Genomic DNA, 15,394 nt, shown 5'->3' on the forward strand with positions numbered 1-15,394 from the left:
CACGGGAGGCACCGGCATCTCTCGTGCGCGGAACGATTCAAAATTGGCGCTTCGGGCCGTGGCGAAGCGCGGCTGCGCCAGCTACTCCGCCGCCACGGCGCCGGTTTCGAGCAACCCTAGGATCTGGTGAAAGCTTTCCGTCCTGCGCATGGCCAGGATGAGGACAAGATACAATATCACGGATGCCGCCCATCCCTCGACCGGTGCAATACCGACACTCAGGCCAAAATTCGGGATGACATTGCCCGGAATCGAAAGTACGACCGAAACCACCACGCCGAATATGAGAGACACTATCCCAATCCAATTGGTTGATTTCAGATCGCGCCAGCGCCGGACCACGGAGAGGTCTCTCTTGATCCCAAACAGCTTCGGCAGCAGGAGGACATCAATCGCCATCAGGGTCGTTGCCGTTGGGACGGTTGAGGCGCCGATACCGGCGACGATGAAGAACACCGTCTGGCTGGCGGCGGTCGCCATCCAGGCCGAGAGCGCGCAGCCGCCAGCCAGCAGGATCGCGATGGAATAATAGCGCTTCATATTGAAGACGTTGGTCATCGCGTTGATGGATTCGTACAAGTTCATATCATTTAGCACGAATTGCGAAACCAGAATGATGATGGCGGCAAAGGGTACCGAGCCAAAAAGATAGTGCACGATGACATTGGCCTGCTGGGCAGGGTTCGACCCAACCGACGTTAATGCCATCACCCAGCCTGCGATCGGGAAGAGAAACAGCCCGACGACATAGGACAAGACCATCGGGAGACCGACGGATTTGAAGTCGCGGCGCGAGAATCGCCAGACATCGGGCTCGTTACCATAGACGCCCGCGCCGACGATCAGGGTCGCGGTGGCGACGATGGATGTCGTATCGGGAATTTTGGGCGTCGCCCACAGGACATGCGCCGGTGTCGTCGATAATGCCTCCCAAAGTGAATAGACGACGATGAACAGTACGAAGGGTGCGACAAGCCGGCCGAACACGCCGATGCCTTTAAACCCGATGATATTGTTGGTGGCCATCAGCAGCGTGAAAACAACGGCTATAATCATGGTTGAGGTCAAAACCGGGAAAAGTCCCTGCAATAATTGTCCCGTGTACACCGCTTGAAATGAATACCATCCGCTCCCCATGACAATGAGGAAGACCGAGACGAGAACCGACCCAAATTTTCCAAATACGGCGCGCGCCAAAAATGGCTGCATTTGCCCCGTCACGGCACCCAGACAGCCGGCCAGAATGCCATAGACGCACAGGCACGCCGTACCGATCCCGCAGCCGATCAGCAGGTCATGGAGGGACTGGCCGGATTGCTGCGCGGCGAAGCCGACAAACATGGCCGAAAAATTCGCCAGCGTCGCCACCCATAGCATGCCCATCGCGAGTGGGCTGCGCCTGGCCTCCTCCGGGACAACGTCATATGCGAGATCGTAGGTAAGAGCCTCACCCAGATTTTCATCATGGGTTCTCATTTCATGATTGAGCAACCTGATGTCTGGAAAATAGGGCGAGCGGGGGTCAGGCATCCTGGTAGTCCCACTTGATGTAGCCCTTGGTGTCGGCGGCCCATTTTTCATCGATTTCGACGAGGACGGCGCTGACGAGGCGTTCGAGGGAGGCTTCGTTGGGGAAGACCCTGATTTTGGTGGTGCGGCGTTTGAGTTCCTGCTGGATGCCGCGTTCCATGGGGTTGGAAGTGCGAAGCCGGCGCTGGTGGGGTTCTGGCAGTGTGAAGACGGTGAGGCCTTCGGGGATATTTCGTTCGAGCCAATCGGCGAGCTTTGGTGCGGTGTCGCGATAGGCATTGACGAGGGTTGTGAGAGCGATCTGGGCAGCGGCGAGGGAATTTGCGTTCCAGACGGTCCGGAGTTCTGCGCCGATGCGTTTGCGGATGGCGTGGTTGGGGGCGTGGTGGATGGCGTTTTGGGCGAGGTGGAACTGGCATCGTTGCCAGTGTGCGGCGCCGAAGACGGCGCGGCGTGCGGCGTGCAATCCGGCATGGTCATCGGAGACGATGAATTCGACGCCTCGCAGGCCACGCTGATGGAGGCTTTCGAGGAAGGCACGCCAATGGACTTCGGCCTCGGAAAGGGCGACCGAGACGCCGAGGACACGGCGGCGTTCATCGGGTCCGATGCCGATGGCCGAGAGCACGGCGGCATCGCGGACGACGCCATTATCGCGCATTTTTTCATATCTGGCGTCGAGGATGAGGTAGCGGATCTCGGCGAGGGGTCGGGTGCGCCAGGCGGCGAGTTCGTCATCGAGCAGCTTGCTGGCGCGGCTGACCTGAGCGGAGGAGAGGCTTTCGATGCCGAATTCGCGCATGACGGCCTCGACGTCGCGGGTGGAGACGCCTTTGATGTACATTTCGGCGACGGCGACCATGACGGCGCGGACCGAGCGTCGGCCGCGTTCGAGGGACTGTGGGTAGAAGGGTTCGCCCACGTGACCGGCGGTTTTGGGGACATCGACGGTGATCGACCCGGCCGGGGTATCGATCCGCTTGGGCTTGTAGCCATTGGCGTAACCCTGACGATCGGGGTTGCGCTCGTAGTGACTGGCGTGGAGGAAGCGTTCGCGCTCGATCTGCATGGCGAGTTCGAAGGTCCTGGCAAATACCGTGGCGATATCGCCTGCGCCGTTTTCGATCAGATGTTCCAAAAGTGCCTCGATAATCGTATCCTTTTTGGCGTCCATTCATCGGTCTCCATGTTGGTGTGAACAACTGCATGGAATACCAGAATGAACAGCCCTTGCCGGGGCATGCCCCGGCAAGGGCACCAACTCCCAACCCAAAATGAATTTCCAGACGTCAGGTTACACCACCCATTTCATCTAACATGATCTTGTTCCTTCACAAACGGCTAGAGTCTTGGTGGAGGCGTCTCAGGGGGCGCCCACGATGTTGTGCTCGGGCCCGAACGGAAAGCGCGTGATGTTTTCGGCGCCGTCTTCGGTCAGAACCAAAATGTCGTGCTCCCGGTATCCGCCGGCTCCGGGCAAGCCTTCCGGCAACATCAGCATCGGCTCCATGGAGACTACCATGCCGGGCTCCAGCACGGTCTCTACATCCTCCCGCAGCTCCAACCCCGCTTCGCGGCCATAGTAGTGGCTGAGCACGCCAAAGCTGTGGCCATAACCGAAGGTGCGATACTCCAGCACACCATGCGCGCGATAGATTTCGTTAAGTTCCAACGCGATCTCGCTGCAGCGTGCGCCAGGGCGAATCAACTCAAGACCTCGCTTGTGGACTTCGCAATTAATCTGCCAGATTTTCAGATGTGCATCGGAAGCGTGCCCCAGGAACAGCGTGCGCTCTAGCGCCGTATAGTAGCCGGCGATCATCGGGAAGCAATTGAGCGAGAGTATATCGCCACGCTTCACCCGCCGGGAAGTGACCGGGTTATGCGCGCCGTCGGTGTTGATGCCGGACTGAAACCACGTCCAGGTATCCATGAGCTCGGCATGCGGAAAACGGCGCGCGATTTCGCGCACCATTTGCCCCGTGGCATGCAGGGCGACCTCATATTCCGGCACATCGTCGCGCAGCGCCTCGACGCAGGCGGCCCCGCCGATATCGGCGATGCGCGCGCCCTCCCGGATCATCGCGATTTCCGCCGGGGATTTGACCATGCGCTGGCGCATTGCCGGCCGGGCGATGTCCACCTGGTCAAATTCCGGCAATGCCGTTTTGAATTCCGCGGCGCGATCCAGGCTCAAATGGTCGAATTCCAGGCCGAGCCGTCCCTTGGTCACGCCTGCGCGCATCAGCGCGGTTTTTACCGCGTGCGCATAATTATCGCGCCGCCAGTCCGTGTAGACGATGTTTTCGCCATTCACGCGCCGCCATGGCTGGCCGCCATCGATATTGGCGGAAATGGTGATGTGCCTGTCCTGGGTCACCACCAACGCGAAGGACCGGCCGAAATAGCAATAGAGGAAATCCGCGAAGTAATTGATGTTGTGATACGAGGTGAAGATGGCGGCATCGATTCCGGCATGGGCCATATGGAGGCGCAAAGCGGCCAGCCGGCGTTCCATCTCTTCCGCCGAAAATGTCGGCGTGATTTTTTCCCCGTTCTCGATCTGCTTGAGGCGCGCAAGCCCGTTGATGGCTGTAAGCTCGTTCGGCATCGATGTGTCTCCTGGCGGTATGGTCGCCGCTCAACTGCCCGCGATGCCGGTCAAATCGCCAATCAATAGTCGAAATGGCGGATAGGAAACGCCAATGCCGCCACCGCCGGCGTGTCGTCGTCAGGCAGCGGCCTCGGCCTCGGGACCGGCCATAACCTCGGCCAGCAGCGCCGCCAACCGGCGCACCTGCCGGCCCTGCGCCCGGGGATTCAGGTAAATCCCCACCTGAGAATTGGGCAGTGGCGGCAAATCATCCAGCACAACCAGCCCCGGCGGCACCAGGCGCGTGGCCATCGCGGTCACGCCAAACCCGCCGCGCACGGCCGCTTCGATCCCCGTCAGGCTGGCGGTTGTGTAAACAACATCCGCGCGACGCCCGTCGCGTTCCAGCACAGCCAACATCATCCGGCGGTACATGCAGCCTTCAGGCGCCGCCACCAGCGCAAACGGCCGATCCGGGGCTTCGCCGGCGGGCGACGGGCGGCCCGGCGCGCCGGCCCAGCTCAATTGCTCTGGCCAGGCCGCCATGGCACCGCTCATCAACTGCTCGGTCATGGCGACCACGAGGTCCAGCGTCCCCTCGCGCAAATCACGCAGGAGGTTCTGTGAAATATCGCAAACCACCTCGAAGCGGATATCCAGCCCCTCCGCATCGACCAGGCTGAGGAACCTGGGCAGAAAATGGTCCGCATAATCATTCGGCACGCCCACACGCAGGCGGTTCCCCGCACCCTGCGCCGTCAGGCGATTCATCATCTCATCGTGCAGCGCCAGAATCCGGCGCGCATAGGCGGCACAAACCTCGCCCGCTTCTGTCAGCTGTGCCACGCCCGAATCGCGCTCCAACAGCGTAATGCCGATCAATTCCTGAAGTTTCTTGATCTGCAGGCTGATCGTCGGCTGCGTCCGGCCGAGCTCCTCGCCGGCCCTGGTGAAGCCTTTGAGGTCAACCACCATCACCAGGGCGCGCAGCAGATTCGTCGGGACGTTGATCATCGAGAAAGCATGTTACTTTTTTGAAAAAAAGTAACCAAAAAACTTTTGATTCACCCGGCCTTTGATCGGTCATGCCATAACCTCCCAAAACCGGGCACTTCACCTGCCTTTGCGGTGCCTGTTGCAAAAAATCTGCAGCGCTCCGGCCTATTTGCTAAGTCGACCAAACCTCAAAAACTCTATGTCATGCGCCGTTGTGCCGTCCCCGGTGGCCAGGTCGGCGATGATCTCGCCGATCACGCTGCAAAACTTGAAACCATGCCCGGAGCATGGCGAGGCCAGCACCACCTGGGCGTGATCGGGATGATGGTCCAGGATGAAATGTTCGTCCGGCGTGTTGGTGAACATACAGCTCCGCAGCGCCATGGTGGCCCCGCTGCCGTCGGGGAAATAGCGTTCGCTGAAGGCGCGCAGCAGCGTTTCGTCCGCCTCATCGGGCTCGCGCGCCACCGTATCCGCGGCGCCGGTCTCGTTCTGGTGGTGATACCGGCCGAATTTGAAGCCCGGGACATCATAGATGGGCAAGCCATAATACCGCCCTTCCTCGACCTGCAGGTTGAACACGGGAAATTTGTCCGGTCCGAAATAGTCCGGCCGATGCGGCTGCAGCCAGGCCAGCACCTGGCGTTCCGGGACCGCGACCCGCGCCAGCTTCGTGGCCAGTTCCCCCATCCAGGCGCCGGCCGTTAGCACCAGCCGCGCCGCGCGATAGCGGCCCTTCTTCGTCACCACCTCGACGCCCTCACCGCCCGGATGCACCTCCCAATGCAGCAGTTTTTCGCGCGCATGCAGTTCAGCGCCATGCGCCATGGCAAGCTCGGCATGCGCGACGATGGCGCGTTCGCTGGCGATCAGCCCGCCCTGCGGCTGGAAGACCGCGCGATGGCCGGCGGGCAGGCGGTAACCCGGAAATCGCTCATTCACCTCGGCGCCGCTCAGCACCTCATGTGGCAGATTGTGCAAAATGGCCGAGTTCAGCGCGCCCTGGAACAGCGGATCATCCTCTGGGCTGGCATCGATCGATCCGGTCGTCACCATCAAAACCCGTCCGCTCGCCATCTCGGCCTCCCGCCACAAGGCGAAGGCGCGCTGCACCAGCGGCACATAGGAAGGATGTTCGTAATAAGGCAGCCGGATGATGCGGCTCACGCCATGCGAGGAGCCATAGGGATGCGGAATGTTATACTGCTCCAGTCCGAGCACGCGCTGCCCGCGCCGCGCCAATTGCCACGCAGCTGCACTGCCCATGCCGCCCAGACCGGCGACAATAACGTCGTATTCCATCCCAAATTCCCTGTCTTCGCATCAGCTGGCTGTGTAGCAGGCTGGCGGTGATATCGCCCTGTCTGAATGCGGCAATGGCGCGGTCTGATTGCGTCATGCGCGGCTTCGGCTTCCGCTGCCGGCCTTATGGTGGCGGCCGCCGAAGGGAGGGAAATTGGCCTTCGGTGCCATAAGGCCACCAGCTTTCAAGCATGGCGTGCAGCTCCGCCGGTGTTTTTTGCCGTGCCGTAGACGGAGAAATACCGAACGCCTTGCGAAACTGCCGGCTGAAATGCCGCACGTCGGCAAAGCCGCATTGCAAAGCGACTTCGTCTATGCGGCCACTTTGTTCCGCCCTTCTCTCGGCCATCAGCCAGACGGCGTATGAAAGCCGCATGTCGCGCGCAAAAACCTGGATGCTGGCGCCGATGGCCTGGCGGAACAGGCGCTCCATTTGCCGTCGCGACATCGCAAGCGTCGCGGCGAGTTCATCGACGCGCAGTGGCGCTGAGAGGTTTTGCTCGATCAGCAGGATCGCACGCCGCACCCGCGGATCAGCGACTGGCCTGATATTCGAGGGCTGCGGTTGCGCCGCGTTGGCCGGGCGGTAGCCGTCCCGCAGCATGATATGCGAGGCCTTCTGCGCCACCGCCCCGCCCAGATGCCGTTTTACCAGATGCGCCGCCAAATCCGACGAAGCGAGACCGCCCGCGCATGTTATCACGCGGCCTGTCGCCACCCAAAGCCGGTCTGCGACCGGATCAACATCTGGAAACCGTTCCACCAAGTCTGCATGGTGATACCACGAAACGCAGCACGGGCTGCCTTGAGGTACCACGCCGGCTTCCACCAGTGCCATGCTCCCCGTGCAGATGCCAATGACGCCGACGCCTTTTGTAACGCATTCCCGTATAAAATCGCGTGTCCGCGTCGGCAGCAGAGCTTGCCCCGCAGGAGGCAGCAGGCCACCAGCGACAACCAAGTAATCGAACCGTTCCGGCGCCCTAAGCGTCTCCCAGGGCATTATCTCGATACCGCAGCTCGCGCGCACAGGCTTCAGTTCAGGCGCCAACACCGTCCATTTGCAGCGCACCGGCTGGGAATGATCGCCTTCGTCCGCGGCAAGCCTGATTGTATCCAGGAACGCCGAAAATGCGATCAGGGTGAAATTCGGTAGGGGTAACAAGGCAACGAATAACTGTTGTCGCCCGATATCTTCGGTCATTTCCAGTTTTCAATTTGGTACGCTGACGGACCGTCAGAGTGGCGTTTGAACCGGTCATGCCTTCGGTTGTCAATCACCCCAGTTCGCCTCCTGTCCTCAACCTGATATTAACCTTTACAACCCGAAATTGACATTTTTGCGCTGTGATTACCCATAGTTGCTAAATTTCTGCGACCATTTCGAACATCAGGTTTGCGCTTCCTAGTGGTCGTTCACGCGGTTTTTGCGCTTTCCCGAAAGCCGACATTGCGCATGCCGGGTAAGTAGCAATTGTAGGGCGGAAGCGCAGCGTCTTTTTCCGCCCTACCGTGGCTGAGTGGCTGCATAGCGCTTCATCTCGGGCGGCCAGACAACTCGTCTGATTGCCTAAGTCTGGACTTGGCAAAGCGGGCAACCTCGGCGGGCATTGTGGGAAACGGATTGACGGCGATTAAACGCGAGCAGCGATTCGCTGTCTAGTTATCTGGCAATATGAATGCAGAAAAAAGCTGATTGCTCTCTCAGGCTCGGTCGAAGGCATCTACCTCTTGCGGCCAAGCTGAACTGGTAGCATTGCCGAGACTATTGGCCGTTCAAACCAACGGAACTCTGTCGCCATGTAACCATTCACACCCCCCCTTTCTTGCCTCGAATGAAGCGTTAGCCAACGGCCGGTAAAATGTCGAAAGGCTGGGCTTGCTTTTCCACCCGAACCGGACTCTACGATTCTGATGCCCCGTCAGAGAATCCCCGGCCTGAAAGACATTAAACGTACTGATTTATCTGCGATGTCGCGCGTCGAGCTTGAAGAACTGACCTGGGATTTACATGAATTGGCGCGAGCGCTGGCAAACCATGCCGGCGAGGATTCAACAACCAGTTCCCGTCCGCCTTCCAGCGACAATCCCTACCGGCGTAACACCAAGAGCGGGCAAAGTTCTGAGCGCTCCGACCGGGACGACAAAACCGATGGGGGTGGTGGTTCCGCGCCGGGCGGCAACGCTTCCGCCGGCAACCCTGGACCCAAGCCGGCCGGCAAACGGCCAGGGACGAAAGGGTTTTGGCGCCGGTTGCCGATTATAGTCAGCGGTGAACTCCTGCATGCGCCGACAGCGTGCGACGCATGCCGTGCAGTTTTCGGATCTTCCACCGTCTCGCAAAGCCGCCAAGTCAGCGCTCATCTGAGCTTTGAACTCACCCGCGGCGACATGAGCCTTCATGTCGCAGCCACGAAACATTGCTATCTGGCGATACGCTGCGACTGTGGCCACGAGACCATCGCACGCCCCGCAACCGGACTGTGCTCACATGTCGAGGGGCGCCGGCGCGACCTGCTGATGAGCGAGCGCTGCCTGGTTGGCCCGATGCTCGCCACCTTCATCGCGGCGCTGTCGCTGCGTTTCCGCCTCTCGCGCGTCAAGATCGCTGAATTCCTGGCTGACTGGCTGGGCGTTGAGCTCGGGATTGCCACCATCGAACGCTGCATTCACGAATTCGGTCTGGCGAGCGAACCCGTGGTCGAGCAATTGATCGAAGATGTGCGTGCGGCTGACATCGTCCATCTCGACGAAACCCCGTGGTATCAAAAGGCAAGTCTGCTGTGGCTCTGGGTTGCGGTGACGGCAACCACGATCGTCTATCGGATCGGCAGCCGCAAGCACTGCGAATTGGCCGCGCTGATCGGCGAGGCCTTTCTGGGTTGGCTCGTCACCGACGGTTACGGTGCCTATCGCGATCATCCACGCCGCCAGAGATGTCTGGCGCACCTGATCCGTAAGGCCCGCGCGCTGGCAGAGGGGCATTACGGCGCGGGATCAGGCTTCGGCAGCGATCTGGTCCGCGATCTGCGCCGCCTGATCGAGCGCGTGCATGACGGCGACGACCCCGCCGCCATCAAGCGCCTGACCGCGAGCATCAAATGGAACTGTCAATGCAATCGCCATGAGATCGATGCGAAAGTTCGCGGGCTGGCAGGTGAAATCCTCAATGACTGGGACGCAGTGGTCGCCTTCGTCGCCGATCGGGATTTACCGCCCACCAACAATGATGCCGAACGTGCGCTCCGCCACGCGGTGATCTCGAGGCGCATCAGCTTTGGCACGCGATCCGATGAAGGGAGCCGGTTCTATGCCGCCGCGCTCAGCGTCATTGACACCTGCCGCAAGCGTGGCACTGATCCATGGGCCTATGCCTGCGCCCTCATCACCGCCGCACGAGCTAACAATCTGCTGCCCACAATCCCTGCCCAGGTAGCGGTCTGACCCGGGGGGTGTGAACGGTTACAAGTCGAGAGCGCTCCCGCCGTCCCGGTGATTTTCCATGTGCTGGAACTGGCAAAGAGCGGGTCGAAAAACGGCGGATAGGTGCCGGTATAGGCGACACTGGCGGTGAAACCCGCGGGATTGGTCGGCGACAGATTGGTGTTGGATTGCACCGTCACCGCCGGATTGTTCGAGCCACTCACGCTGGCCGTCGGCAGCTTGCCTAACTGTGCTGAAAACCAGGCTGCCCCCGCGGCCTCGCCCGCCATGTCCGCATCCGCGATGGCCGTCGCTGCCGAGAGCGGCGGGTTCTCGTTGATTTCAGCCGTATATGTTTCGGTGGCCGCCCGGATCGCATGGGTCGCGGCAGCATCGGCGGCCAAGGTAATCTGGGCCCGCGCCTGAGTATAGAAGGAAAAATCGATCGACAGCCCCACCAGCATCGCCATCGGTACCAGGGAGACCGCGAAGATAATCGCGATCGCAGCTTTCCGCTCGTGCAGCAATCGACGGAATTGCACGATCATGTCCCCGACTCCGGATAGTTCGGATTGACGCAATAGGAACTGGTCGGCGCACCGCCAAGCCCGGTCAAAACGGTATATTGCTGGTCGGGAAGCAGGGGGGTTGCGTTGCCATTGGCATCGACGGACGCAGCCTTGACACTGCGGACCGGCCAGAATCCGCTCGCCAGAAACTCAATCGGCGTCTTTGTATAGGTCAGTAACAACGGCTCATAGGAAAAGAACACATCAACCACCAGGATCGGGTCCGGCCACGCCGTCGCCCGCGTCGAAACACCCATGGTCGGCAAATCCCCCGGCGTCGTGTTCCCCGCCGCAACCTGTGTCGTCAGCCCGCAGGGCCGCGTGGTCTGGTTAAAACTTCTGCCGCTGTCACCACCGGTATAGGCGACGCTCCAGACGACATAGGCATCATAATTGCAGGGTGAAGCCGCACTTGCCACACAAGTCGAGGGGCTGGGTTCGAACACAACCGAAGACATCACCACACCATCACCCGCGGTGTTCGTCTGCTGACCCGACCGCAGCGCCGGTATCTCCGCAAAGATCGTCGACTCGGCGAACTCGACCTGAGAATAGCTCAGCGCGGTCGACCCATCCGCCTGCACCGCCGCAATACTTGCGGAGGCCGGGATACTGTGCGCCGCTGCATAGATTTCCTGATAGATCATCATCGGCTCGGACAACTCATAGACGCCGAACAGCAAAGCGATCATCAGCCTCAGGAATCCCCCCATTTTCCATAGGTCCAGGTATTGCGCCGATTCGCTGCGATTCTCTACCAAGCGTTGGAATGCATGGATGAGGGTGGATCATGGGAATTGCAGCATCGAAAAAGCGTGATGGTGGGCGGTTGAAGGACATCCGCGCATTCATTGACGAGTTGTATGCCCACGATCTCCACGCCAAACGCGTTGACTCCCTGTCTGCTGCGACACTGGGCGTGATGACCGGCGCGTCGCTCGCCGTCGCGATGATCGGTCAGGCGTTGGCACAGGCGCGCGGGCTGGTGACCAAGCACGCGATCAAGCAGGTTGATCGCATGCTCAGTAACGAGAGTATCGACGTCTGGGAAAGCTTCGCCCGTTGGGTACCGCATCTGGTGGGTTCGCAGACCGACATCGTCGTTGCCATGGACTGGACGGATTTCGACGGCGACGATCAGGCAACGTTGGCGCTCAACCTGGTGAGCAAGCATGGCCGGGCGATGCCTCTGTTGTGGCTGTCGATGTGGAAAGAGGAATTGAAAGATCAGCGCAACGCCATCGAGGATACTTGCCTGCGCCGCCTGTCGGAGGTTGTCCCGCCCGGCTGCCGCGTGACCATCCTGGCCGACCGCGGCTTCGGTGACCACAAGCTGTTCGCGTATCTTACGGAGCTTGGCTTTGCCTATATCATTCGCTTCCGCGGCAACATCCATGTCACCGATGCCGCAGGCGAGACGCGAACCGCGGCGGACTGGGTCGGCAAATCGGGCCGGGCGCGCAAACTGCGTGGTGCGCGCGTCACCGCCTCGCACGCCTATCAGGTCGGTGCCGTGGTGTGCGTACATGCGCGTGACATGAAGGAGCCGTGGTGCCTGGCGAGCAGTGACGCCGTGGCGTCTGCAGGGACATTGATCAAGCAATATTCCCGGCGCTGGACGATCGAACCCAGCTTCAGGGACGTCAAGGATTTGCGTTTTGGGATGGGGATGGCTGAGATCCGCATCGCCGAACCAGAGCGGCGCGATCGGCTGCTGCTCATCAGCGCGTTTGCGATGGCGCTGCTGACCATGCTCGGGACGGCAGGCGAGAGCCTGGGAATGGATCGACAGCTCAAGTCCAACACTTCGAAGACCCGCTCACACTCGTTGTTCCGTCAGGGGTGCATGCTCTATGAATTGATCCCGAACATGCCGAAGCACCGGCTACTGCCCCTGATGCGGCGGTTCACGGAAATGCTGCGCAGCAGCGGCATATTCGGCAATTCCATGCCGGCTACGTAATGAGGGGATGAGTGAGATCATCAGCGGCATCACCAACGCGAATTCGAGCGCCGCAACCCCCCGCCGGTCGTCCCGGTACTTTACGCGCGACCCCATCAACAAGGGTCCGGCTGCGTGGTTGGCGCAAACCCCTCCGTCTCAAACCCAGCGGTCGCCAGCAGCGGCGTGACCGAATTTCCATTGTAGGAGACAACATTGGCGGTCCCGAGCAATCCCCCCATGAAACTCGGCGCGGGATAGATCACGCTGATCAAAATTTCCTCGTTCGGACCGGCATTGCAGAATCCCGCCGCCGAACTGTTTGTCGCGCATTCCGTCGGCCCGATCGCCGCGCCCGTCCCGCCATAATCGCCGAGCTGCAACACCCCGCCCGAGATCGGCAGTGTGCCGCTGGTCGCGTCGTAGAAGTCGGTGCAGCTATTGGTATTGATCTGCTCGACCCGCACATAGATGTTGCTGCAATCGAGCAACCCATAGGTATCGGGACAAAAATAGGTGTTGACGAAACTGGCGCCCCCACTCGCGCCCTCGGCGTTGCCGGTCTGAATCGCCCGCGCCACGCTCTGCGTCGCATTGTTCAGCACTTCGTTGATGAACAGCGTGTAGCTCACGTTGAAAATGAACAGCAGCATCACCAGGAAAATCGGCCCGACCAGCGCAAATTCGAGCGCGAATGCCCCATGCCGATCGCGAAACAGGCTTCGAGGGGGGAGGGGGTCGAGCATCGGTGGGAGCAGCCTCGTCGCAGATGAAATCAGGATCGATCCGCCGAGGATACTCACCTATGGTTAACATCCGGTTTCAAAAAATCGCTGCTACGAGATCTCGCGATCCGAAAACTGGTGTCCAGCCGCGACCGATCAATTCATCCTGCGTAGCCTTCCGGCATAACTGACGCGTCGGACCAGTCGTTTCAGGGCCGCTGTCAGTTATCCCACGTCCAGCAATAATCCGGGCGCGATTCCCATCCTAAAAAATGCCGGCGGCAATATTGATCGTGAGCGCCAGCACAACGGTATTGAACATATATCCGATCAATCCCTGCAATGTCGCGAGCCGCCGCATCTTGCGGCCCGTGATATCGACATCCGAAACCTGAAAGGTCATACCGAGAACGAACGAGAAATAAATGAAATCCAGATAATCGGGTGAATCCTCCCCGGGAAAATTCAACCCGCCATCCGGCCCGCCATCAGTACAAGCGTAGAATTCGTGGGCATAACGATACGCGAAGGTCACCTGCGTCATCAGCCATGAGGCCGCAAGGGTCAGACCGACCAGCGCCACGTATTCCCCGTGATGTTCCTTCGCCTTGGCAAGACCGGAAAAAATCACGATCGCGGTGAAACTCATGATCGCCCCGATGATGGTCAGGGCAAACAGCGTCCACTCGCCTTCCTCCTGGCGCGCGGCATCCGCAGCAATCCGCGTGTGGTCGGCCTGGGTGAAATGCACCGCCGCGAAAATCAGGAACGCCGCAACGAGAATATCCCAGCTCAGCGCCAGCCGGGTCGCCAGCGACAAATCCTGCGGCAGAAATGGATAGGCGATAACGCCGCACGCTAAAGCGGAAAACAGCCGGGGGCGACCAAGAACGATTCGTATGGGAAGACTATGACGCGGCATAAACTCCTAATAAACGACCGTGCTGTAATAACCAGCCTCGCCATGGGCACGGATCGCGGATTTTCCCGCCTCGAACGACAGCGGCGCGACATCAGCGGGACAGTAATGGGTCACCACGCTGCGCCTCGTCGCGTTATTCGAAATCGGCTTGCCGCCATGCGCCAGATCGGCATGCCAGATCAGAACGTCTCCGGCTTTCGCAAGCAACCGGTGCTCAGCCATGCGACGATGCTCCGCCTGCCTGATCAGGCCTTGGCCATGCTGCTCTTCGGCGTCGCGCAAGGAATTGCCGCCCGCGACATTCATCCGCATCGCCTCGTGCAGGCTCTTGTAGCGCTCCCCGTAGACGAAATCAGGAAACTCATGGCTGCCCGGGTAGTAAAGCAGTTCCCCCGCACCTTCGGTCACATCCTCCAGCGCAATCCACGAGGCGGCAAAGCGCCGTGCATGGGAATAGACCACGTAGGCGGTATCCTGATGCGCCGGCTGACCCGATCCACGCAGAAACCCCAGGCTCTGCGACGCCAGCGGCTTGCGTTCGAATATCAGATGCAGGAATTCAACGATCGCGGGAGCGAAAATCAGGTCCCTGATCGCCTCGGAATGCCAGTGCAGATCCAGCGCCTTGGCCGGTTTCGCATTGATGTCCGGCCGCCAGAAGATATCGTTCGGATTCAGGCTCAGGCACTGGAACATCAGGGCGGCGAACCCGCCCTGATAGGCCCGGTCGAGATCGGTCCCGGCCGCGTCGAGCAGATGGGCCGGTATCGCTCCCGGTAGGATTACATACCCATCTTTGATCCATCCAGTCAGCAGTTCGGCGTTGCGATCAGACAAGGTGCCGATCGAATGCCGCCCGGCGATCACATCCGCGGCGTCGGGCGCATCGGTCCACAACCCGCCGAACCGCGCACGCACCCGCGAGGGATTTTCCGGTCGCGGTGCCGCCGGGTTGGGCAGGTAGCCCCGGTAACGCCCGATCCGCCGCCAGTGATCCCAATGATCGGTGGCCCGGCCCCGTTCGATGTCCATCGCCACCATCGGATAGACCCGCCCATACCATGCCGCATCGAACAGCGGCGCGCACATCCGGCCCTCGTCGCGGCCATGGAGCCGATAGTGATGATAACCATCGACGAAATAGCCGGCGGCGATCCCATCGAGCACGTCGGGATTGACCGCGAGATAATAATCCTCGTCGAAATTATCATCGCCTCCGGCTTCGGCGCCGACCCCGGCCTCCGCTGCTGTGGCCGCAACGTCGTCAATCGTCTCGGAAGCCTGGCTCACGACAATCCTTTCGAATGCGTTATCAGGTCAAAAAACACCAGATAACGGCGCGTTGAAAAAAACAATTAAATCCCGAATAAGAGACTTTTCAACGCTATCAAG

Annotated in this window: 13 protein-coding genes; 2 read left to right on the forward strand and 11 right to left on the reverse strand. The window is 60.3% G+C overall.

Annotation, left to right across the window (positions count from 1 at the left end):
• Positions 1–81 precede the first annotated feature (81 nt).
• The 6 genes from SIL87_RS06525 to SIL87_RS06550 form a co-directional block, all read right to left on the reverse strand.
• A complete protein-coding gene (locus tag SIL87_RS06525; RefSeq protein WP_319613379.1) occupies positions 82–1,530 on the reverse strand; it encodes a cytosine permease in 1,449 nt (482 codons plus the stop codon).
• The gene (locus tag SIL87_RS06530) at positions 1,523–2,704 is read right to left on the reverse strand and encodes an IS256 family transposase (protein WP_319612316.1); all 1,182 of its coding nucleotides are present in this window, start codon (positions 2,702–2,704) and stop codon (positions 1,523–1,525) included. The genes SIL87_RS06525 and SIL87_RS06530 overlap by 8 nt, the downstream gene beginning before the upstream one ends.
• Positions 2,705–2,893: 189 nt before the next feature.
• On the reverse strand, positions 2,894–4,141 hold the full coding sequence (locus SIL87_RS06535; RefSeq protein ID WP_319613380.1) for a M24 family metallopeptidase: 1,248 nt from the start codon (positions 4,139–4,141) through the stop codon (positions 2,894–2,896).
• A gap of 120 nt (positions 4,142–4,261) precedes the next feature.
• Positions 4,262–5,137 (reverse strand): LysR family transcriptional regulator, encoded by an 876-nt coding sequence (locus SIL87_RS06540; RefSeq protein WP_319613381.1) that lies wholly within the window; start codon positions 5,135–5,137, stop codon positions 4,262–4,264.
• Between the two features lie 147 nt (positions 5,138–5,284).
• Complete coding sequence (gene solA / locus SIL87_RS06545) at positions 5,285–6,421, reverse strand: N-methyl-L-tryptophan oxidase (RefSeq protein ID WP_319613382.1); 1,137 nt, start codon at positions 6,419–6,421, stop codon at positions 5,285–5,287.
• A gap of 124 nt (positions 6,422–6,545) precedes the next feature.
• The gene (locus SIL87_RS06550; RefSeq protein ID WP_319613383.1) at positions 6,546–7,625 is read right to left on the reverse strand and encodes a GlxA family transcriptional regulator; all 1,080 of its coding nucleotides are present in this window, start codon (positions 7,623–7,625) and stop codon (positions 6,546–6,548) included.
• Between the two features lie 1,187 nt (positions 7,626–8,812).
• Between SIL87_RS06550 and tnpC the strand changes: the two genes are divergently transcribed.
• Entirely contained in the window at positions 8,813–9,865 is a 1,053-nt protein-coding gene (tnpC, locus tag SIL87_RS06555; RefSeq protein ID WP_319613188.1) for an IS66 family transposase, read from the forward strand.
• Here the strand turns inward: tnpC and SIL87_RS06560 are convergent.
• Positions 9,790–10,392: a TadE/TadG family type IV pilus assembly protein gene (locus SIL87_RS06560; RefSeq protein WP_319613384.1), complete on the reverse strand. Its 603-nt coding sequence runs from the start codon at positions 10,390–10,392 to the stop codon at positions 9,790–9,792. The two genes, tnpC and SIL87_RS06560, sit on opposite strands and share 76 nt — an antisense overlap.
• A complete protein-coding gene (locus tag SIL87_RS06565; RefSeq protein WP_319613385.1) occupies positions 10,389–11,096 on the reverse strand; it encodes a hypothetical protein in 708 nt (235 codons plus the stop codon). The genes SIL87_RS06560 and SIL87_RS06565 overlap by 4 nt, the downstream gene beginning before the upstream one ends.
• 107 nt (positions 11,097–11,203) lie before the next feature.
• On the opposite strand from SIL87_RS06565, the gene SIL87_RS06570 reads away from it, so the two are divergent.
• Entirely contained in the window at positions 11,204–12,376 is a 1,173-nt protein-coding gene (locus SIL87_RS06570) for an IS4 family transposase (RefSeq protein WP_319612376.1), read from the forward strand.
• A 95-nt stretch (positions 12,377–12,471) separates the two neighbouring features.
• Here the strand turns inward: SIL87_RS06570 and SIL87_RS06575 are convergent, their stop codons facing one another.
• The 3 genes from SIL87_RS06575 to SIL87_RS06585 form a co-directional block, all read right to left on the reverse strand.
• Positions 12,472–13,158 (reverse strand): TadE/TadG family type IV pilus assembly protein, encoded by a 687-nt coding sequence (locus tag SIL87_RS06575; RefSeq protein ID WP_319613386.1) that lies wholly within the window; start codon positions 13,156–13,158, stop codon positions 12,472–12,474.
• Positions 13,159–13,345: 187 nt separating this feature from the next.
• Entirely contained in the window at positions 13,346–14,002 is a 657-nt protein-coding gene (locus tag SIL87_RS06580) for a DUF1345 domain-containing protein (RefSeq protein WP_319613387.1), read from the reverse strand.
• A gap of 6 nt (positions 14,003–14,008) precedes the next feature.
• Positions 14,009–15,292 carry a phytanoyl-CoA dioxygenase family protein gene (locus tag SIL87_RS06585; protein ID WP_319613388.1) on the reverse strand — a complete coding sequence of 428 codons (1,284 nt, stop codon included), beginning with the start codon at positions 15,290–15,292 and terminating at the stop codon, positions 14,009–14,011.
• Positions 15,293–15,394 lie beyond the last annotated feature (102 nt).

The sequence above is a fragment of the Acidiphilium acidophilum genome (assembly GCF_033842475.1).
GTDB lineage: Bacteria > Pseudomonadota > Alphaproteobacteria > Acetobacterales > Acetobacteraceae > Acidiphilium > Acidiphilium acidophilum.